This is a genomic window from Psychromonas arctica (genome assembly GCF_038155225.1).
Lineage (GTDB): Bacteria > Pseudomonadota > Gammaproteobacteria > Enterobacterales > Psychromonadaceae > Psychromonas > Psychromonas arctica_B.
The window spans coordinates 30,410-52,047 of the sequence record NZ_JBAKBA010000014.1 but is presented as its reverse complement, the minus strand read 5'-3'; the positions used below and the strand labels follow the sequence as shown (position 1 = coordinate 52,047).

The window sequence follows — 21,638 nt, the reverse complement described above, 5'->3', positions numbered from 1 at the left end:
AAAGTTTTCTCCAAGCTAACTGATAGACTAAATATTAAGCAGTTTGTCATTTTGTTGGAGAAAATTATGCAAATAATCAAAACAGACGTCGCTATTATCGGTGCAGGTGGTTCAGGGTTAAGAGCGGCTATAGAAATCGCTGAAAACTACCCACTGCTTAATGTCGCGCTTATATCCAAAGTATATCCCATGCGTAGTCACACTGTTGCAGCTGAAGGCGGTGCAGCCGGTGTAGTACAAGACAGTGATTCATTAGATCAACATTTCGATGACACCGTATCAGGCGGTGACTGGTTGTGTGAACAAGATGTAGTGCAATATTTTGTAGAAAACGCAGCGAAGCAGTTAACCCAATTAGAGCATTGGGGTTGCCCTTGGAGCCGCAAAGCCGACGGTAATATTAATGTTCGCGCTTTTGGTGGAATGAAAAAAGAACGGACTTGGTTTGCCGCTGATAAAAGTGGCTTTCATATTCTGCATACCCTTTTCCAAACCTCCCTTAAACACCCTAAAATAAAACGCTTTGATGAACACTTTTGTCTTGATTTAGTGGTTGAAGATAACAAAATCCAAGGCATGGTCATTCTGGATATTGCAGAAGGTGAAGCAAAACTCATTCAAGCAAAATCAGTGATCATGGCTACCGGCGGTGCAGGTCGAGTATATACCTATAATACCAACGGCGGCATCGTCACTGGAGATGGAATGTCTCTCGCTTACCGACACGGTATTGCATTGCGAGATATGGAATTCATACAATACCACCCAACTGGTTTACCTGGCTCAGGTATTTTAATGACGGAAGGTTGCCGTGGTGAAGGCGGCGTATTAATCAATAAAAATGGATACCGCTATTTACAAGACTACGCTCTAGGGCCTGAAACGCCGCTTGGACAGCCTAAAAACAAACACATGGAATTAGGCCCAAGAGATAAAATAAGCCAATGCTTCTGGCAAGAACAACAAAAAGGCAATGTGATCACTGGCGACCGAGGTGATGTGGTTTATCTCGATTTACGTCATTTAGGTGAAGCTAAAATTAATGAACGATTACCCTTTATTCGAGAACTCGCTAAAGCTTATGTCGGTGTTGACCCTGTCCATGAACCAATCCCAGTTCGACCAACCGTGCATTATACGATGGGCGGTATTGCAACTGATGCTAAAACAGCCACCAGCTTAACGGGATTATATGCCATTGGAGAATGTGCTTCAGTCGGCTTACATGGTGCAAATCGCTTAGGGTCAAACTCACTGTCAGAACTCGCTGTTTTTGGACAATTAGCGGGTCAACAAGCTGCGGAATATGCCCAGCAAACAGAACATCAAACAATTAAACCACTACAAGAAAAAGCACAAAAGATCATCGCTAGAACAGAAGCTTTATTAAACAGTAATGGCAGCGAAAAAATGGCCGATATACGCCAAGAAATGGGTGATTGTATGGAGGAAGGTGTTGGTATTTATCGAACACAAGCCTCAATGCAGCAAACGATTGATACATTAGCTGAATTAAAAGTGCGTTATCAACACATTAAAATAAATGATAAATCCAGCGTCTTCAATACAGAGTTTTTATATGCCATTGAGTTAGGTTATTTATTAGATACCGCAGAAGCAATTGCCCATAGTGCGATTGCTCGCCAAGAATCGCGTGGTTCACATCAACGTATTGATGAGTTTAATACACGCAATGATGTGCATTTCTTAAAACACTCATTAGCCTACTATCAAGCGGATAAAGCACCCATTATAAAATACTCCGATGTCACTATCACCAGAAGCCAGCCTGCTGAACGAGTATACGGTGCAGCTTCTGAAACGAAGGAGAAATGATCATGTCAACTCAAGCTACTCATGCTCAACAAGCAGTCGTCGATAAAGCCATCGAAATAGAGATCCTTCGTTATCGTCCAGAACAAGATGAGAAACCGTTTCTACAACTGTTCGAAATCCCCTACCACCCCGATATGTCAATCTTAGAGGCACTGCAATATATTAAAGATCATTTAGATAGCAGTATCAGCTTCAGATGGTCTTGCAGAATGGCTATCTGCGGCAGTTGCGGGTTGATGGTTAATAACATACCAAAACTAGGTTGTAAGGCGTTCCTACGAGACTATTATCCACAAAAAGTGACACTTGAAGCTTTAGCTAACTTCCCGATCGAACGTGATCTTGTTGTGGTAATGGATGATTTCATTAAAAAACTAGAAGAAATTACACCTTACATTATTCCTGCAAACGATGATAAATGCCTATCGGAAGGCACTTACCAACAAACCCCTGAACAAATGGAAAAATATGCAAAATTTTCCATGTGTATTAACTGTGGCCTATGCTATTCGGCTTGCCCACAGTATGGGCTAGATAAAAATTTCATAGGCCCTGCTGCATTAGCTTTATTAGCACGATATAACCGAGATAGCCGAGATGCTGGTAGTGCAGAACGAATGAAAATAGTAAACCAAGAGCAAGGCGTATGGTCATGTACTTTTGTTGGTTATTGCTCAGTAGTTTGCCCTAAGGGAGTTGACCCCGCTGCTGCTATCCAATTATTAAAAGTCGAGAGCAGTAAAGACTATTTAATTGGCATGTTCAAACCTGATTAATGTGATAAGCACATTGCTAATATTAGAGACAATAAAGAAGCGAATGCTTTAACGTGAAGTTATTTTGGAGTAAATAAAATGAGTAAACGTAAACCTTATCAACGTGAAATGAACAATGACTGGTGGTTAAAAAATATATTTTACAGCAAATATATGATTCGAGAAGGTAGCAGTATTTTCATCACACTCTATAGCCTTATCTTAGCTTGGGGAGTTTTCCGTTTAAGCCAAGGAGAAGAAGCCTTCAATGCTTGGTTAAGTGCCTTACAACACCCAGTTTCAATCGTTTTCCATCTGCTAGTGCTATTGATTGCTTTGTACCACACCATTACTTGGTTTTCATTAGCACCGAAAGCAGTCGACCTTTATATCAAAGGTAAACCATTAGATGGAAAATTGATTGTAGCGGGTCACTACATAACATTTACTGTTGTTACTATCTTTTGCTTAATCGTCATCATGCTTTAAAGGAGGTTCCATGAACGTTCAACCAACAACCAATACATTACAAGAGAAAAAGTATATTCGCTCAAATGAACCTGTCTTTTGGGGGCTATTTGGTGCTGGCGGCATGCTAACGGCATTTCTCACTCCAGTAATGGTATTAGTGACAGGGTTATTAATTCCATTAGGCATAATTGATGCTGACCATCTAAGCTACGATAAGTTACACGTATTTGCCAGTAGTTGGTATGGCGCAGCTATCATCTTGGTATTAGTCGCATTACCTTTATGGCACACGTTACATCGTATTTTTCATTCACTACATGACCTTGGCATTAAGCGTGGTCGAGATTGGCAACAGGTGATTTGCTATGGATTCGCATTCGCCGTCAGTGTGTTTGTTTTTACCTTATTATTGCAGATGCTAACTCAGTAGCTTTGCATTAATATTGTGACGATTAAAAAACACCACACATAAAAAAACCAGCTGAATGCTGGTTTTTCTTTTTCGATGAAACATTAACAATCGCTAATGCATTCAATACTTATTTTTTTACACGACCAACATATTCGCCGCTGCGTGTATCAACTTTAATGGTTTCACCAATTTGGATGAATAAAGGAACACGAACAACTGCGCCTGTTGATAACGTAGCAGGTTTACCGCCAGTACCAGCAGTATCGCCTTTAAGACCTGGGTCTGTTTCAGTCACTTCTAACTCAACAAAGTTAGGTGGCATAACAGCAATCGGTGCGTCGTTCCAAGTAGTGATAGTACAAATATTTTGTTCTACTAACCATTTGTCCATATCGCCCACTGCATTTGCATCAGCAGCAATCTGTTCAAATGTATCGTTATCCATAAAATGGAAGAACTCACCATCGTTATAAAGATAAGCTAAGTCGAAATCCATGACATCAGCAGATTCAACTGATTCATTTGATTTGAATGTTTTATCTACCACTTTGCCAGATATTAGCTTACGATATTTAACACGACTAAATGCTTGGCCTTTACCAGGTTTAACATATTCGTTTTCCATGATCACACATGGCTCATTATCGAGCATGAATTTTAGCCCGCCTTTAAAATCACTGGTACTATATGTTGCCATTATAACCTCTATTACTAAACTGATAAAAAATGCCTGAAATAATTAACGTGAATAATACCGCTGACTTGCCAACATGGCAAAAGGAACTCGCGAATGCGGTTAAAAATCCACTACAACTATTGGAAATATTGGAGATTGAGCAGGAAAATGACCTAATTAGTCAACTTGCGAGAAAACAATTCCCAATGTTGGTGCCTTTACCGTTCATAAAGAAAATGCAAAAAGGCAATATTAACGATCCTTTATTAAAACAAGTCTTACCGATAAACGATGAAGAATTGATAATATCGGGTTTTACAACGGATCCGTTAGTAGAACAAAATAACAATCAACAAGGTTTATTACACAAATATAAAAGCCGTGTTTTACTCATTTTAAAAACAGGATGCGCGATCAATTGTCGCTATTGCTTTAGACGTCATTTCCCTTACGCTGACAATAATATTAACAAATCTCAGATAGTCGAGATTATTAATTATATACAAGCACATCCTGACGTAAATGAAGTGATCCTCAGTGGTGGCGATCCACTAATGAGTAAAGATAAACAGTTATTTGAATTACTAACGCAACTAGAAGCGTTACCACAATTAACACGTTTACGCATTCATACTCGATTACCTGTCGTGATCCCCTCTCGTATCACTCAAGCGCTGGCCGATCGTTTACAACAAAGCCGCTTCAAAATCGTCTTAGTACTGCATATTAATCACCAACAAGAGATTGACGATGACTTCGCACAAGCGATGCAACGTTGTCATCAAGCTGGCATCCAGTTATTGAACCAAAGCGTACTATTAAAAGGTGTGAATGATGATGTTGAATCGCTTGTCGCACTCAGTGAAGCTTTATTTTCAGTCAATATCTTACCTTACTATCTGTTTTTACTTGATAAAGTCCAAGGTGCGGCACATTTTGATATCGTTGAAAAACAAGCACAGCAATTACACAAAGCCATGCAAAGCGAACTACCCGGTTATTTAGTGCCGCGCTTAAGTAGAGAAATTGCAGGACAACAAAGCAAAACCTTAATACATTCGTTATAATGACCAATATTATTAAATGACCAAGTTAAGTAGCTAAATTAAGTGACAAAGTTAAATGACTAAGTTGCACAGGAGACAATGATGAGCAAAGAAAGCGTGCAAGCACAGCTTCAAGAAAACATTAAAATCATTTACCACCGAGCGGTAGATGCTGACCAAGCTTTAAATGAATTGCGTAAGCAAAAGACAGCTGGTTTCGCCCATATTTTTGCAGACGATACGCCATTTACAAAACATGCAGATACGTTTTTACCGTATGTAGAAGAATTAGCAGCAGATTTACAAGCGATTCAAACAGATACAGAAGAACACTACATGAAGCAATTACCCGCTATCGTCGTTAAAATTGAATTATTGTTTAAAATGCTCAATGCTTTTAAAGAAAACTTAAAAGAAAAATAGCGATTTGAAGTCGCCATTTAAAATGACGATTTTAAATGGCTCATTAGATAGAGTTTATATACCCGTTACCAATCAAGATCCATTATTCAGTCGTTAACTCAGACACCAAAACAATAAGGCCTAATGTGATGACAATGGCAAGCCCTTATCGAATATTACAACACAGTATTGGTTTTCGAGTTGGCGAATTGCTGATTTTTGCACCTCGAATGATGACGGATATAGTAGAAGCATAACGATGTAAACGTCTATGCTCTTTGAGGAGTAATCAACTGTTCTCCTTGATAAACATGAACCCTATTTCGTCCTGTTCTTTTCGCCTCATACAAGGCTTTATCTGCCAAAGTCAGTTGTTTCAACACATCATGCATGTCATTAATTTCTTTGACTTCAACTAATCCAATACTGACAGAATAATCAATACGAAAATTATTGACGACACACGGTATAGATTGAATATGATTTCTAATTCGCTCCATCAGTATGAGAGCATTGATCTCAGAGGTAAGTGGCATTAACAAACCAAACTCTTCCCCACCTAAACGAGCAAAAAGATCTGTCTCTCTCAATTGTTTAGTCACTCTATCCGTAAAGTCAATTAAGACTTTATCACCTATATCATGGCCATAAGTGTCATTAATATTTTTAAAGAAATCCAAATCCAGCATAGCTAAACAATAAGGTTCTTTATATCGTAAATAACGAATGTGTTCCTGTTCGAGTTTGGCATCGAAATAACGACGGTTATAAATACCCGTTAATCCATCATGCATCGCTAAGTGTTCTAACTTTTTATTGGTTTCAGAAACTTGTTGCTCTTTTTCTAATATTTCTTCGATATAGCTTTTAACTGACTTAGCCATTTCACTAATTTCATCTCTTCCATTAATAGGGATTTGAAATTGACTTTTGGCATCACCTGCATCAATGATTTTACGAATAAGATGCACTCGACGTAAAAAGCCTATTTGTAAAAATACCAAGACTAATGCAATGGCAAAAGAGATGAACATAAGCACATACAAATCAGACTTGCGTAACGATATTTTTTCTTCAGCTTTATTCAAATTATTTAAAAAGTTTTTCTCCGCCATTAAAATAGCTTCACCAGTAACAGAAGCAATCGATTTACTTAGCTGTGCATGTTCTGATTTAAGCACGTTGAGCACTTCAAGCTGTGCTAAATAGTGCTGATAAGCAAAAGTAAGAGAAGGCTGCTCAAGAAATAATGCCGTTATATGTTTATATTCTTGTTCTGAAATGGTGTGTTTAAGTGGTGAAATAAATTGTTTAACTTCCTCTGTCTTAGGTTTTTCCTGACTTAATAGGCTTTTTTGATCCATTGAATTAAAAAGCGACATGATATTATCAACCGCCAACGCAATATCTGAATTACCTTCTTTTATTTGTGAGCGCTTATACTTCTCCACTTTTTTATATTCAATTAATAACGACTTTAATAACGCCATTTTATTAAGCATCTCATCAGAAATAACTTGCACTTGTATATATAAACGAGACTTAAAAATAAATAATTCTTGAACATTATCGACACGATCAGCAAGCTCTTCTGATAATTTATCTATCCAAGCCATCCTTCCATCGATATAAAAATTGAGTATTTGTAGGTCAGTTTCATGTTCAGCTAAAAACATATCTGTAGTGGCAGTCAGTACTTCATTGCTTTGAACTTTTAACTTGGTCATATTAAGCAGCATTTCAAAGTTATGATCTTTTACTTTGCCATACTCTTCCTGAAACTCCTCTAATGAAAAAATGCCAGAAATCCCTACGATCGTCGTCATAATTGCTAATGTTATAGTAAGAGTCACTACTCTTAGGCTTAATCTATGTCGTAAGCGGGGCATATCATCCTTGAACTTGATTCTGTATCCGCTTCATTAGAGGCTAAACTTATAAAATATAAGTAAAGGGTCAATGAAGTAAAATGAATATAGATTCACAATTAAAAGATATTATACATTAAACATCAATACAATTGATTAAATAACAAACACTCTATGAGTTTTTTAATCAGAGATTTGTGATTAAAAGCCCTCTTTTAAGACGAAAAAGCTAAAATATTAAGCGATATCTATTTCTGTACCAATATGAACATAAAGTCCATCACAGGTATCAACACCCATCAATATAACCCTCACAATGCTTTTACCACGCAAACACCTGCTTCACTTCTGCATTTCCTATAAAATATGAGTGAATAATAAGCGCTTTATTAAGTAATTTACCTTTCAATTATAAAAATCAGCAAAACAACATGATATTTGCTAATATCGCGCGCTTATTCATTATCCAATTGCGTTTTAATAATTTAAAGGGACTCGCGCAATATAATAAAAAGGTATCCTTATGTTAACGCTTCTCAATACTTTGAATGGTTTATTATGGGGGCAAATCCTCGTTTATTTATTAATCGGAACAGGGATTTATTTCACAATAAGATTAGGTTTTATTCAATTCCGTCATTTCTTTCATACTTTTACTGTCATGAAAGGCAGCCGAAAATCTGACAAAGAAGGCATCTCTTCTTTCCAAGCATTATCAACCAGTTTAGCCGCACGCGTAGGCACAGGTAACTTAGCAGGTGTAGCAATCGCTATTACTGTAGGTGGCCCGGGTGCTATTTTCTGGATGTGGTTAATTGCATTATTAGGAATGGCAACAAGCTTCGCTGAAAGCACACTGGCTCAAGCCTATAAAGTGCACGACGAAGAAGGTAACTTCCGAGGCGGTCCTGCTTATTATATGGAACGAGGTTTAAACGCACGTTGGATGGGTAGCTTATTTGCCATTTTCCTGATCATTGCATTCGGCTTAGTATTTAATGCAGTGCAAGCAAACTCAATTACAGCCGCATTACATGAGTCATTCCAATTTGATAAATTAACTGTCGGCATTATTTTAGCGCTTATATCGGCAGCCGTTATTTTTACCGGTATTCGTGGTATTGCAAAAGTAGCTGAAAAAATTGTGCCAGCAATGGCATTAGTTTACTTACTTATCGCAGCTTACGTTGTATTAATCAACATCACTGAACTGCCTGGTATTTTTAGTCTTATTCTTGATTCAGCCTTTGGTTGGCAAGAAGCCGCTGGTGGTGCATTTGGTGCAATGATCATGACAGGTGTGCAACGTGGCTTATTCTCAAATGAAGCGGGTATGGGTAGCGCAGCAAATGCAGCTGCAACCGCTTCGCCTTATCCGCCACATCCTGCTTCACAAGGTTATGTACAAATGCTCGGTGTTTTTATCGATACCATTATTATCTGTACAGCAACAGCATCGATTATCTTATTATCTGGCGGTTTAGAATCATTCTCAGGAATGGGTGGTGTTGAAATAACACAACGTGCACTGGATACCCAAGTCGGTGATTGGGGCGGTTCTTTTGTTGCGATTGCATTACTCTTTTTTGCCTTCACATCAATCATTGCAAATTACTCTTACGCAGAAACAAACCTCGTATTTTTACAACATAAAAATACACGTGGTCTGATCATTTTGCGTATTGCAGTACTAGGTATGATTTTGTTTGGCGCAACACAAAGCAACAGTGTTATTTGGTCTTTAGCTGACGTATCAATGGGTTTGATGGCGATTGTTAACCTTGTTGCTATTTTATTACTGTCTAATGAAGTGATTAAATTAGCGAAGGATTACAATCAACAACTTGCCGCAGGTAAAGTACCTACTTTCGACCGAACTAAAATACCAGAACTAGATAAAAAAATAGAGCCAGGAATATGGGAAGCTAAAAAGTAGCAACGGCCCTTCCTCTTTATTTTTAATACAACTAAAATCAGAGCAATGGATTCTCTGGTTTTAGTTGATAACAGATAACCTTTAATTAAAAAATCACAAAAAGCGACCTAACCTCCAATTAAAAAATCGCAACAAAACGGTTTAACCTCCAATCAAAAAATCACAAAAAACGGCCTAATCCCCAACTAAAAATACTCAACTACATTGATGTACTTCCAACAAAATAACACGACGGCTAATACCCTACTTTTACCAGCCAGTCCTCTGCTTTCAATACAGCTCAATTCTCTCTACTTTCCACTGTATTGACCAAGGTTAGATATTGATTAATAACAAGGATATATTAGAAATATCACTATAAATTCTGGATTTTAGAGAATAAGAATTGATATTTTTTTGTGATAGTTCACACTAAAGACAAATAAACTACTATCGAAAATATACTTAAGGAGAAGTCATGTATCCAAATCTTAGAGACATCGGGATCCGCAATCCAGAAAATATCAAACGCTATTCGTTACGCAAAGAAGGCGATAAAGATATTTTAAAAGTATATTTCCGTAAAAGTACTGGCATGTTGATAGGCCGTAGCAGCAAATATAAATTTCAGCGTCAAATAAAAACAGTAAGTGGTGGCCAACATAACCAACATATCCAAGGCACAACTGAATTATCTGAAATCAACCCAACGCTACATAAGATAATTAAAGAGTTAGATAGCTTAAGCTTACAAGTAAGTACTGAAAAAGAGTTAAAACAACAGGTTCTATCGGACTTAAAACACTTACAGTCAGTGGTAGATAACAAGATCCAAGAAATAGAAAACAAATTAGATAAATTATCATAAAAGAATCTTAACATTACGATTCTTTGAATATCAAAAGCGAACTTAATTGTTCGCTTTTTGTTTTTAGTAGAATTGAGGTAACAGCTAAAACACCTATCTCATTAGGATGAAACTATCAAAATACCACCATCAATATACAAATGCCCCTCTACCTACTCATCATCTTACAAACGGCTACGAACGACTTTCAAATCCCCTTCTAAACAACTTCCGAACACCTTTCAAAAAAAGATTAAACAAGCTCAAATATTGAACCTTAATGAACTGCTTTTTATATCTCTATTCCCTCCTTGTGATCGACCCCTAAAATTGGAATTGAACAACACCCACATTATTGTAATTAAGTAATACAAATGATATAAATTAGCTATCGCTAAGACCGTGATTGCTACAGGTCTTATCATTACAGCTAAAGCTTGTTGCTCTACAATAGAGTGCGTTTTAACACATAAAACCTGCTTTTCAACGCTCATTTAGACTGTATATTTAATTTAAATACCTTTAAATACGACGTTCAATAAAACACTATTTAAAGGCACATAAAAGTTTATTAATTTCATAAGTAGAGGTTTTAAATGTCTAACAAGTCTTTTGACGCCATTAAAGCGATCAAACTAGAAAACGATAAGTCTGCAGGTAACCTGATTGATGTGATGCCAGTTAAAGTCGAAAAAGCTACCATTGATCTTTCTTTCCTTGATAACTTAAGCGTTGAGCACCCTCGCCTATTAGTTCAAAGTAAAGATCTTCCCGCATTCAAAGCAAATCTTAAAAACGATGCTAGCTACTGCAAATTTGATGCGTTCATGAACAACTCTACGAATAAATTCTTAGACGTTGCACCTTATGCAGAACCACAAGCTTACCCAGAAGAAACCGTTGGTAAGGCTTCATTATGGCGTCCTTACTGGCGTCAAATGTACGTTAGCTGTCAAGAAGCGTTCAATGCTACTCGTAACCTGTCAATCGCAGGTATCGTGTTAGAAGATGAAGCCATCATCGCAAAAGCAAAAGCATGGACATTAACCTTAGCATCTTACGATCCAGAAGGTGTGACTTCTCGTGGTTACAACGATGAAGCAGCTTTCCGTGTTATCGCGTCAATGGCGTGGGGTTTTGACTGGTTACACGCTTATTTCACAGATGAAGAACGTGAAACAGTAAAACAAGCACTGATCGTACGTTTAGAAGAAATCATGCATCACCTTAAAGTGACTGTCGATTTACTAGCTAACCCACTAAACAGTCACGGTGTTCGTAGTATCAGTTCAGCGGTTATTCCAACGTGTATCGCACTTTACAATGAATACCCTAAAGCACGTGAATACATTGAATACGGTATTGAATACTATGCAACGCATTACCCACCATGGGGCGGTAAAGATGGTGCATGGGCTGAAGGTCCAGATTACTGGAACACACAAATGGCCTTCTTGGGGGAGTCTTTTGATCTACTAAAAAGCTACACCTCTATCAACATGTTCAACAAAGAGTTCTACAAAAATACAGGTGATTTCATCATGTACTGTATGCCTGTTCACTCTAAACGTGCAAGCTTCTGTGACCAATCAAGTATTGGTGATTTCCCAGGTCTAAAACTCGCTTACAACATCAAACATTTTGCTGGTGTAAACAACAAGCCTGAATACATTTGGTACTACAACCAATTAAAAGCACGTGATACTGAAGCACATACAAAATTCTACAACTTCGGTTGGTGGGACTTTGGTTACGACGATCTACGTTTTGATTACCTATGGAACGATATGCCTGAAGTTGCGCCTTCTAACAAGCCGCTACTAAAAGTATTCCCAATCACTGGTTGGGCAGCATTCCACAGCAACATGACAAACCGTGAAGAGCATATCCACATGGTTTATAAATGTAGCCCATTTGGTTCAATCAGCCATTCACACGGTGACCAAAACGCATACACATTACATGCATTTGGTGACACGCTAGCGTCTATCACAGGTTACTACGGTGGTTTCGGTGTTGATATGCATATCAAATGGCGTCGTCGTACCTTCTCTAAAAACCTACCATTATTTGATGGAAAAGGTCAGTACGCTGAGAACACAACAACGAAATTTGAAGGCGAACATCAAGATCGTTACTGTATTGAAGCTGGCGGTAAAATCAGTGATTACGATACAGAATCTGACGTGTTATTTGTTGAAGGTGATGCATCAACTTCATACCAATTCCACAACCCAGCTCTTGAATCTTACAAACGTAAAATCTGGTTTGCTAAAGGTAAAGTCTTTGTAATGCGTGATGCTGCAACGATTAAATCAGAACAAGATCTGACTTGGTTATTGCACACCACATTCAAAACTGAAACTGCAGCGGATTCTTTCAAAATCATTGGTGAAAACGCAACATTAGACGTGTCATTCATCAACGATTGTAAAGACGACCTACTTTCAATTGAAAACGTAGAAGGTTTTGGTGAAGTTGACCCAGCTGAATACGCTGACCTTGAAGTACACCGCCATGTTGAAGCTAAGTTTAAAGCGAAAAAAGAACACAATATTTTAACGCTGTTAGTACCAAGTAAATTGAACGGCCCTAAAACTGAAGTGTCACATAAATTAGTGGGTAATTCTTTAGAGTTAACGATTGATGGTGAAGTGGTAGTGATTGAGCTTTAAGCTAATTACTATAGAGGTATAACACCATAACGTTATATTTCTGGCTTAGTTTTAATACAACTTAGTTTCAATACGACTGAGTTGTAATATGACTTAGCTTTTCAATATTAAGAAGGCTGCTTATAGTGATATAAGCAGCCTTTTTTATTATGAAAAAAACGGTGCTTTTCTGCCGTTATTAACTGTTTAATAAAGCTTATCATTAGCTTTTTAATAAACCTTAAAATGCAGGTTTATCTATGCCATTGGAGCGGCATACATTTCATTAAAAAACTAAACTCAACAATCACAGCCATTTTCTCATTACGATTGTTATCAGCATGAATTATCCCACTGAATGGAACTAACTAGTCCTAAAACTCAAGATAGAACTACTCATAACCTAAGGATATAAATGACATGATAATCAAAAAGAAAATGCAAACCGTGATACCAATGTTACTTGTTTTACTGTGTAGCTTTTTCATCAGTAAAGTCACCGCACAAACATTACCCCTTCCCTACGTCATCAATAATATTTCAGAATTTAGCGATGAAAAAGTCTATGTAGCCCTTGTGGGTAAAGTAGATGATACCGACGTTTGGATAGATATGGCCACTGGCGAAGTGAATGAAATGTCAGTGGAAAACAACACATTAAAAGGGCCTGTTTATAATGGTAATTATGGTCCAGGTGCAAACGCGATGTATGCAGATGTTTTCACTTTACTCAGCGAGATCCCAGATAAAACCATTAACATGCCGCTTATTTCTTCAGTGCGCATTTTCATCTCATTTGAGTCACCGCTTTACCTCTACTTTTTCGGTGATGGCGGTGGTTATTCAGCGCCTTCATTATCAAATGATTCAGATCCTAACCTAAACCTCAGATATGAATTAGTTGAATTAACCTATGGTGATAATGGCCTTTGGACAAATACAACACGCGTAGATGCATATCAATACCCAATGGGCCTTGAAGTTTGGGGCACAGACGGTTTTTATAAACGTGTTGGTGAAGTATTAGCCCACGAAGATATTCTTGAAGAATGGACTTCACGTGTCGGAGAGGCTTTTCAAGGTTCGCTTGACGAAGACTTAGGCATTATTTTAAACCCATCAAAAAGCACCTCTTTCCAAGATGGAGAAAGTGACAGTAGCTATTTCTCTGATTATGTTGATGCTGTATGGGCGCGTTATACCGATGAACCTATGTACTTAAGCATTGGTGATGCTGGCGTTTGGTCTGGCATTGTTGTTGATGATCAATTCATCTTTACCAATGAAAGTGATGGCACCATCGGCATGATCTCCGCGAAACCTGACACGCTAGAAATTTTAGAAGCCAGTGGCGTATTAGCTGAAGATGTAGAAAGTACCGGAGATGTTAATGCGGATTTAAACATTCAAAAACACTTTAGTGCAGCATTCAACCGTGGTGCTATCGACCTTGATGCTAAAAGTGGTGAACTATTAGAATGGTCAGATCTTAGTACTTACTTTAGCGACACCACAACGCACAACGAATATGTTGCATTCTTCCACTCTGAAGACATTAGCTTTGAAGGTGAAACCTATGCTTTTGCTTATGATGATGTATTTGATTACTCATCAACAATACAAAGCACAACACCTGAATCAGTAAAAATCACTATTGGTGGATTTGTTGATGACCCTTATGTCGCACCTGAATCAATTACCTTATCTGAAAGTAGCTTAAGCCTTAGTAGTGACGAAACATCACAACTAGAATCAACTTTATTACCTACTGATGTAGATAATGATGCCATCGTTTGGGAATCAAGTGATACCGCAGTGGCGACAGTAGTAGATGGTCTTGTGACAGCACTAACAACAGGTACATCAACCATCACCGTCAGTAGCTATGATGGAACTGTGTCAGCGAGTATTACCGTTGAAGTTAATGATGGTGATTACAGTAATGACACAACCGTGCGTATTCAAGCAGAAGATTACAGCGCGATGTCTGGTATTCAAACACAAACCACCACTGACAGCAGTGGTGACTTAAATGTAGGCTGGATTGACGCTGGCGATTACATGGAATACAGCCTGACGATAGACACAGCAGGTGATTACACCATTGCCTACCGTATCTCGAGCATTGATGTTGAAGGCGCTGTAGAAGTTCAAGTAGATGGCGAAACAGTGCTCACCACCACCTTTGAATCAACAGGGAGTTGGGACATTTGGACAACACAATTAGACACGCTTACCTTACCTGCAGGTGATATCACCCTTCGTTTACTTGCAACAGATGATAACTGGAACATTAACTGGATAGATCTTACCTTAGATGAAACCACTAGCAGTTCTGAAAGTAGTTTTGATGAACAAGGCTATGCACGTATTCAAGCTGAAGATTACAGCGCAATGTCAGGTATTCAAACAGAAACAACCATTGATAGTGACGGAGACCTAAATGTAGGTTGGATTGATAGCGGCGATTATATGGAATATCAAATAACCGTAGCAACAGCAGGCACCTACACTATTGAATATCGTATCGCGAGTATTGATGACAGCGCAGTCAATGTTCAAGTAGATGGAGTGACAGAAACGTCAACTACCCTTCAATCAACAGGTGGTTGGGCTAATTGGGAAACCCAGTCAGACAGCATCACCTTACCAGCAGGCGAGGTAACATTACGTTTAACAGCAACAGATGATGATTGGAATCTGAACTGGATAGATTTAACATTAAGCTAATCCAACATAAGCTTAAACTTGAAATTGAAATTGAAATTGAAAATAAAATTAACGTATTGAGTTAGTTTTAGTTTTAGTTTTAAGCGTAAGGCCTTCTTTAGCGATATAGCAGGCCTTTTTTATTGTCAGCCCAAACTTATGGCTTTTTATTTTGTTCGATCTCATTTAAAAATTGGGTTCATCTGCTTCATCTCTGTGCTATTAAGTCAGAATAATGCCATTCTTCCAACTATCTTCTATTTCAACTATCTTCCTTATTCAGTAAGCGTTAAAATCTGCCCGCTAATTTAACTTAGCAATTCTCAGGGCGGGGCGAAATTCCCCACCGGCGGTAAACCTATTAGGTGAGCCCGCGAGCGCTTTATTGATTATTTAACGCAATAACAAACGTAAGAATAGTAGCAATAAAGGTCAGCAGATCTGGTTTAATTCCAGAGCCGACGGTTAAAGTCCGGATGAAAGAGAAACCAAAGCACTACATTTGTAGTGCTAATTGACATCATCTAATTGTTGGATGATGCCATTCTCAATGCCCTGATTCTGGTAACTATTCAAAGGAAATACCATGAGTCAGTCTCTATTAAGTTTATTCGGTGATGCACATTCTCGTGTATTAAATGCAATTCAATCAATCAAAAACGGCTCAGGCGTGTTAGTGGTAGATGATGAAGACAGAGAAAATGAAGGTGACTTTATTTTTGCTGCTGAAACATTAACAACCCCACAAATGGCGATGATGATCCGTGAAGGCAGTGGCATAGTGTGTTTATGCTTACCAACAAAAACCACTCAAAAGCTACAACTTCCACAAATGGTCAGCAACAACACCAGCCAAAATACCACTGCTTATACTGTTAGTATCGAAGCGAAACACGGCGTAACAACAGGCGTTTCTGCAGCAGATCGTGTCACCACCATTAAAACCGCAGTCGCACCAAACGCAACAGCAGATGACCTCTCTCGACCAGGCCATGTTTTTCCACTACAAGCAGTTGAAGGTGGTGTATTAGTGCGAAGAGGACATACAGAAGCAGCCGTTGATTTAGCGACATTAGCAGGGTTTGCTCCCGCCGGTGTTATTTGTGAGTTAAGCAATGAAGACGGTTCGATGGCACGTTTGCCAGAAGTGGTGAAGTTTGCACAGCAGCACGATATGCCAGTAGTTAGCATTGATGATTTGGTGAATTACATTAAAGCAGAGCAGGTAGCCTAGTTTAGGTGTAACTTGGGCATAGCTTAGGTGTGGTTTTGGGTGGCCAAAACATTTAAAGCTAAAGTAATTTATATATTAGTAGGCCGTCTATAGTGATATAGGTGGCCTTTTTTTTGTTATCGTAACAACAGGATTATTTTTATATTATTCGATGAAGATTAAGAGTTTAGTTCGTCTGCGCTCAACGGAAATACTATAGCCATTATGAGTATTGGCTCGTCTGTGCTCATTGATGCAGCTTGATTATTCTTTGCTTGGTATTTCGCCCTGTCGGCGACTTTACTTTCTCTAAACCAGCAGAGAAAGTAAGCAAAGAGAGCTGGCACCGAATCGCTTTCTAACCCAATCAATCAACACATTTTAAACGTACCGTTTCGGACGTGCATCCATGCACTAGCCTCAACTAATCCAAACATCCTGTTTGGCTTTACTAAAATGAGTTAATTGTTTGGGAAAGCTCAACGGCGGGGATTTGTAGCCGCATTGAGTAAGGTTTTATTACCTATAGAACAACTCTATTCCGTGTTTCTACAGTAAATATGGAATTTCCCGCCTTTCCACATGAGAAAGATTTTATATTTTCATTTAATCGCTTGATCTCGAGCTTCATTACACTAAAGTAACATCTAATTTATCAAATTAAACTATTCCGTCTTTCCACCATTAAAGCGGGGGAAGATCAAGAATAGAACGGGAGAGAATAGTGAGTTATATTTTCTATAAAACCTATAATTTTTTAACACCATTGATAGAAGAAAGCCCATATTTTATTTTTACTTATTTGTACTTTTCTTCAGAGGATACAAAAAGACAAATAATATCAAATTTTTACTAGTAAAATGATGAATGATTAAGGATTTTACTTTACTTTATTAGCACTAATTATTTACTTACGGATCACTTTTTATGCCAGTGGACATTTTACCTGAAGAACAGTCTATCTTAGACGAAATTCAACACTATTATGGCTTACAACTAACTGAAAAAAAGAATGTTGAAAACACTATTGGTTATATATTAAAAGGCGGCAGAGTAATCGGGCTCGGTCTCCCTAGAAAAAACATCTCGGATATGACTCTAATCTGTAAACTCAGGTTTATAGAAAAAATAGATCTCAACCAGAATGACATCAAAAAAATTCCTGCAGAAATTAAACATCTTAAAAATTTAAAAGAATTACGAATTTCAGCAAATAAACTAACATCAGTCCCTCCTTGTATATGTGAGCTGATTTCATTACAAAAACTTTGGTTGAGTGGGAATCAAATAGCGAAACTTCCTAGAGAATTATCAAAATTAAGTCGTTTGGAATTACTAGGACTTGGAAGTAATAAATTACAGGAATTACCTGATGAAATAGGCCAATTGGTGTCTCTCAAAAAAATATGGGTAAGTGGTAATAACATCACAAAACTTCCACTTACTATCTGCAACTTACCTCTTTTAAAAAAATTAGATGTCAGCTCAAATATTATTACCGATATTCCTCATAACATCGGAGAGCTAACGGGGCTAAATCACCTCGACATAAGTCATAACCGTATTGAGTGTATTCCAAACTCTATTGGTAATTTAGCTTCTTTAACAGAACTTATCTCTGATTTTAATCATATAAAAAAATTACCCGAAACGATATACAACTTACCACTTTTGAATAGATTATCCATTGCAAATAACCTATTAGAAAATCTATCAGAAAAAATCTCATATTTAAAAGAGTTAAAAGGTTTAGAATTAAACGGTAATTGTCTCTTCGAATTACCCAAATCCATAGCTAAGTTAAATAAATTACACGCTTTAGTTTGTTCTAATAATCAGTTTACAATATTCCCAGAACAGGTGAGTGCAATCAAATCATTAATTACTTTAATCTTTGATAAAAATAATATTACACAAATACCAAGCACCTTAGAACAGCTATGTAACTTGAGAGTTTTAAGGTTTAACTCGAATCAACTCTCAGAATTCCCTGAGTGTATTCAGTATATGCCTTTATTAAAAGAGATATCTATTGATGGAAATTTAATCACTAAATTACCCATTTGGATATGTACGTTAAAGTTAAATTTTATTTGGAAGGGCGGTAGGGATGGAAAAGGTACTAATGTAGGTATCAATCTTTATGGAAACCCTTTTGAAGAACCCCCCGTTGAAATAGTTGCCGATGGGAAAGAGGCTGTTTTAGACTATTTTGACGAATTTAAAGAAAGTAAACCTGAAGACTCTATCAGCCTATATGAAGGAAAATTATTAATTGTTGGGGAGGGAGATGTAGGAAAAACACATTTAGCCAATCGTCTAATATTTGATAAAACACCTCCTAATATTTCGACTCAAGGAATCGATATACATCAATGGATGGTAAATACCCCCGATATTAATAACTTTAGAATTAACCTTTGGGATTTTGCAGGGCAAGCGATTTGCCATGCTACTCATCAATTTTTCTTAACTAGTAGTTCACTATACTTATTTATTTGGGAAGCAAGAAGTGACCAAGATGTCACTCATTTCGATTATTGGTTAAACATTATAAAATTACTTAGCAATAACTCTCCAGTCCTAGTTGTTATGAATAAGTGTGATAGCCGACAAAAAGCAATTGATGAAATTGCAATTCAAAAAGAATTTCCAAATGTCATTGGATTTCATAAAGTCAGTGCGTTAAAAGATTTTGGAATAGATGAGCTAAAAGAGAGAATCTATAAAGAGATGGGGTCACTGCCGATGATTGGAAAGAAGCTAATGAAGCAGTGGGTAAAAATAAGGACCGAATTAGAGTCGAAACAAGATTTGCATTATATTACTTATAAAGAATACCTAAATATTTGTTCGGACTTTAATATAGATAATAAAAAAGCAGCTCGTATAGCGAAATACTACCATGACATAGGCGTTATTCTTCATTTTGAAGATAATCCTATACTGAAAAAGTATGTAGTATTGAACCCTGAATGGGCTACTGATTCAGTATATGCAGTTGTAGATAATTGTAATATCCAAGAAAAACATGGCAGTTTTAATTTTGAAGAATTAACTAATATATGGAAAGACTACGCCGATGAGAGCCATATGTTTTTAATAGAATTAATGAAAAAATTTGAACTTTGTTTTGAACTGCCTAATAACAAAGGGTTCATTCTCCCTGAATTATTGAATCCTACGCAAGTAGATTTTAAATGGAACTACCAAGATAATCTTTGCTTTCAATATCATTATGCTTTTATGCCTGCTGGAATTATTACTCGATTTACTGTCCGTCAGCACGACATTATTCACGAAGATAAATTTTGGAAAAATGGAGTATATATAGCATTCGAAGATACAAATGCAATAATAATATGCGATCCATTTGCCAAAACGATCACTATAAATATTTCAGGTGAAGACCCCAAGGGACTTCTGGCTATAATAAGAAAAGACATTGGAGTAATACATGAATCATTAAACCACCCTAAAGTTGAAGAAAGAATTCCTTGCATATGCTCAGAGTGTAAGGAAAGTGGAAATACTAGCTTTCATCTATTTAGCAAGATTCAAAAATTTAAGAAAATGGGGAAAAGAACTATTGAGTGTGATAATGGCAATGATATTAGTATTAATGAATTATTAGGGGAGTATGGAATGGAAAACGACGATAGTGAAGACAGAGAAAGATATAAAATTTATAGTGAAAATGTAATTATCGGCAATAATGGTAATATCAATCCCAATAAAATTGAAAATTTAAATGGTAATGTAAATAACAATGATGCAAATACTATTAACAATTCATCTACATCTTCAGAAAAACCATGGTATGAAAAAATAGGTGTTTGGGTCGGAATTATTGTTGGACTAATTACTATCTATACTTTTTTAAGCACGTCATAGAAAGCTATAATTGAATGTATTGGTAACTAGACTTCTCTGTTGGTGCTGAATATAAAGACTAGCGGGGTCAAGTCTTGTTTTTTGTCTTTTAAAAATACTTTTCTACAAAACCCCAAGAAAAACGATACTCAATGTGGCTACAACTCCTCTACCGTTGAGCTTTCCCAAGCGATAAATGACTTTCAGCAACAGCAAACAGGACGTTTGCTGTAAGTTCATTCAGCACATGGATGTGCTGTATGAACTGGTGCGTTTGGATAAGAAAGCGATCCGGTGGCCAGTTTCTTTGCATCCTTTCTTTTCTGGTAAAAGAAAGGGTGTCGCCGACAGGGCGAAAACACTGCAAATAAATAGCTAGCTGTCAGAATGAGCGCAGACGAAGCAAAACTAAAATTGGCTAAAAAAGAATAGAGTTAGGTATGTTTTTTTGCCTTTTAAAAATGCTTACCCACAAAACCCTAAGAAAAACGATACTCAATGTGGCTACAACTCCCCTACCGTTGAGCTTTCCCAAGCGATAAATGACTTTCAGCAACAGCAAACAGGACGTTTGCTGTAAGTTCATTCAGCACATGGATGTGCTGTATGAACTGGTGCGTTAAGAAAGGCAATTAGCGTTTGGATAAGAAAGCGCTCCGGTGGCCAGTTTCTTTGCATCCTTTCTTTTCTGGTAAAAGAAAGGGTGTCGCCGACAGGGTGAAAATACTGCTAATAAAAGTCAAACTGACACGATGAGCGCAGACGAAGCAAAACTAAAATCGGCTAAAAAAGAATGGGATTGGGTATTTTTTGCCTTTTAAAAATGCTTTTCCACCAAACTCATAAGAAAAACAAAGCTCAATGTGGCTACCACTCCCCTACCGTTGGGCTTTCCCAAGCGATAAATGACTTTCAGCAACAGCAAACAGGACGTTTGCTGTAAGTTCATTCAGCACATGGA

At 37.4% G+C, this 21,638-nt stretch carries 15 protein-coding genes and 1 riboswitch; of the genes, 13 read left to right on the top strand and 2 right to left on the bottom strand.

Features of this window, described 5'->3' with window-relative positions:
* Window positions 1–66 precede the first annotated feature (66 nt).
* The 4 genes from frdA to frdD all read left to right on the top strand — a co-directional run bounded on the left by frdA (window position 67) and on the right by frdD (window position 3,492).
* A complete protein-coding gene (gene frdA, locus V6255_RS07835; RefSeq protein ID WP_341627647.1) occupies window positions 67–1,836 on the top strand; it encodes a fumarate reductase (quinol) flavoprotein subunit in 1,770 nt (589 codons plus the stop codon).
* Window positions 1,837–1,838: 2 nt separating this feature from the next.
* On the top strand, window positions 1,839–2,612 hold the full coding sequence (locus V6255_RS07830) for a succinate dehydrogenase/fumarate reductase iron-sulfur subunit (protein ID WP_341627646.1): 774 nt from the start codon (window positions 1,839–1,841) through the stop codon (window positions 2,610–2,612).
* 78 nt (window positions 2,613–2,690) lie between these two features.
* Window positions 2,691–3,080, top strand: a complete 390-nt coding sequence (locus V6255_RS07825) for a fumarate reductase subunit C (protein WP_341627645.1) — start codon at window positions 2,691–2,693, stop codon at window positions 3,078–3,080.
* A gap of 10 nt (window positions 3,081–3,090) precedes the next feature.
* Window positions 3,091–3,492, top strand: coding sequence for a fumarate reductase subunit FrdD (gene frdD, locus V6255_RS07820; protein ID WP_341627644.1), 402 nt, complete (start codon window positions 3,091–3,093; stop codon window positions 3,490–3,492).
* Between the two features lie 109 nt (window positions 3,493–3,601).
* On the opposite strand, the gene efp is transcribed toward frdD, so the two are convergent.
* The gene (gene efp / locus V6255_RS07815; protein ID WP_160060330.1) at window positions 3,602–4,171 is read right to left on the bottom strand and encodes an elongation factor P; all 570 of its coding nucleotides are present in this window, start codon (window positions 4,169–4,171) and stop codon (window positions 3,602–3,604) included.
* Window positions 4,172–4,200: 29 nt separating this feature from the next.
* Here efp and epmB point away from each other — a divergent pair, with 29 nt between their 5' ends.
* Together epmB and V6255_RS07805 are read left to right on the top strand one after the other, a co-directional pair.
* A complete protein-coding gene (gene epmB, locus V6255_RS07810) occupies window positions 4,201–5,217 on the top strand; it encodes an EF-P beta-lysylation protein EpmB (protein ID WP_341627643.1) in 1,017 nt (338 codons plus the stop codon).
* 81 nt (window positions 5,218–5,298) lie between these two features.
* Entirely contained in the window at window positions 5,299–5,619 is a 321-nt protein-coding gene (locus tag V6255_RS07805; RefSeq protein ID WP_341627642.1) for a hypothetical protein, read from the top strand.
* Window positions 5,620–5,867: 248 nt separating this feature from the next.
* Here V6255_RS07805 and V6255_RS07800 read toward each other — a convergent pair whose 3' ends face one another.
* The gene (locus V6255_RS07800; RefSeq protein ID WP_341627641.1) at window positions 5,868–7,451 is read right to left on the bottom strand and encodes a GGDEF domain-containing protein; all 1,584 of its coding nucleotides are present in this window, start codon (window positions 7,449–7,451) and stop codon (window positions 5,868–5,870) included.
* A 538-nt stretch (window positions 7,452–7,989) separates the two neighbouring features.
* Between V6255_RS07800 and V6255_RS07795 the strand changes: the two genes are divergently transcribed.
* The 7 genes from V6255_RS07795 to V6255_RS07765 all read left to right on the top strand — a co-directional run bounded on the left by V6255_RS07795 (window position 7,990) and on the right by V6255_RS07765 (window position 21,257).
* Entirely contained in the window at window positions 7,990–9,402 is a 1,413-nt protein-coding gene (locus V6255_RS07795) for an alanine/glycine:cation symporter family protein (protein ID WP_341627640.1), read from the top strand.
* 457 nt (window positions 9,403–9,859) lie between these two features.
* The gene (locus V6255_RS07790) at window positions 9,860–10,249 is read left to right on the top strand and encodes a DUF3461 family protein (RefSeq protein WP_341627639.1); all 390 of its coding nucleotides are present in this window, start codon (window positions 9,860–9,862) and stop codon (window positions 10,247–10,249) included.
* Window positions 10,250–10,824: 575 nt separating this feature from the next.
* Window positions 10,825–12,903, top strand: a complete 2,079-nt coding sequence (locus tag V6255_RS07785; RefSeq protein WP_341627638.1) for a DUF4962 domain-containing protein — start codon at window positions 10,825–10,827, stop codon at window positions 12,901–12,903.
* Between the two features lie 399 nt (window positions 12,904–13,302).
* On the top strand, window positions 13,303–15,612 hold the full coding sequence (locus V6255_RS07780; RefSeq protein WP_341627637.1) for a beta-1,3-glucanase family protein: 2,310 nt from the start codon (window positions 13,303–13,305) through the stop codon (window positions 15,610–15,612).
* Between the two features lie 294 nt (window positions 15,613–15,906).
* Window positions 15,907–16,083: riboswitch (FMN riboswitch) on the top strand.
* A 94-nt stretch (window positions 16,084–16,177) separates the two neighbouring features.
* A complete protein-coding gene (ribB, locus tag V6255_RS07775; protein WP_160060322.1) occupies window positions 16,178–16,825 on the top strand; it encodes a 3,4-dihydroxy-2-butanone-4-phosphate synthase in 648 nt (215 codons plus the stop codon).
* Window positions 16,826–17,731: 906 nt separating this feature from the next.
* Entirely contained in the window at window positions 17,732–20,698 is a 2,967-nt protein-coding gene (locus V6255_RS07770; RefSeq protein ID WP_341627636.1) for a COR domain-containing protein, read from the top strand.
* A 427-nt stretch (window positions 20,699–21,125) separates the two neighbouring features.
* Complete coding sequence (locus V6255_RS07765) at window positions 21,126–21,257, top strand: hypothetical protein (RefSeq protein ID WP_341627635.1); 132 nt, start codon at window positions 21,126–21,128, stop codon at window positions 21,255–21,257.
* The last annotated feature ends 381 nt before the right edge of the window (window positions 21,258–21,638 follow it).

Excerpts from the sequence above, each read along its gene's own strand:
- frdA (WP_341627647.1), top strand. The coding sequence starts at position 67 with ATGCAAATAATCAAAACAGACGTCGCTATTATCGGTGCAGGTGGTTCA.
- V6255_RS07830 (WP_341627646.1), top strand. The coding sequence starts at position 1,839 with ATGTCAACTCAAGCTACTCATGCTCAACAAGCAGTCGTCGATAAAGCC.
- V6255_RS07825 (WP_341627645.1), top strand. The coding sequence starts at position 2,691 with ATGAGTAAACGTAAACCTTATCAACGTGAAATGAACAATGACTGGTGG.
- frdD (WP_341627644.1), top strand. The coding sequence starts at position 3,091 with ATGAACGTTCAACCAACAACCAATACATTACAAGAGAAAAAGTATATT.
- efp (WP_160060330.1), bottom strand. The coding sequence starts at position 4,171 with ATGGCAACATATAGTACCAGTGATTTTAAAGGCGGGCTAAAATTCATG.
- epmB (WP_341627643.1), top strand. The coding sequence starts at position 4,201 with ATGCCTGAAATAATTAACGTGAATAATACCGCTGACTTGCCAACATGG.
- V6255_RS07805 (WP_341627642.1), top strand. The coding sequence starts at position 5,299 with ATGAGCAAAGAAAGCGTGCAAGCACAGCTTCAAGAAAACATTAAAATC.
- V6255_RS07795 (WP_341627640.1), top strand. The coding sequence starts at position 7,990 with ATGTTAACGCTTCTCAATACTTTGAATGGTTTATTATGGGGGCAAATC.
- V6255_RS07790 (WP_341627639.1), top strand. The coding sequence starts at position 9,860 with ATGTATCCAAATCTTAGAGACATCGGGATCCGCAATCCAGAAAATATC.
- V6255_RS07785 (WP_341627638.1), top strand. The coding sequence starts at position 10,825 with ATGTCTAACAAGTCTTTTGACGCCATTAAAGCGATCAAACTAGAAAAC.
- V6255_RS07780 (WP_341627637.1), top strand. The coding sequence starts at position 13,303 with ATGATAATCAAAAAGAAAATGCAAACCGTGATACCAATGTTACTTGTT.
- ribB (WP_160060322.1), top strand. The coding sequence starts at position 16,178 with ATGAGTCAGTCTCTATTAAGTTTATTCGGTGATGCACATTCTCGTGTA.
- V6255_RS07770 (WP_341627636.1), top strand. The coding sequence starts at position 17,732 with ATGCCAGTGGACATTTTACCTGAAGAACAGTCTATCTTAGACGAAATT.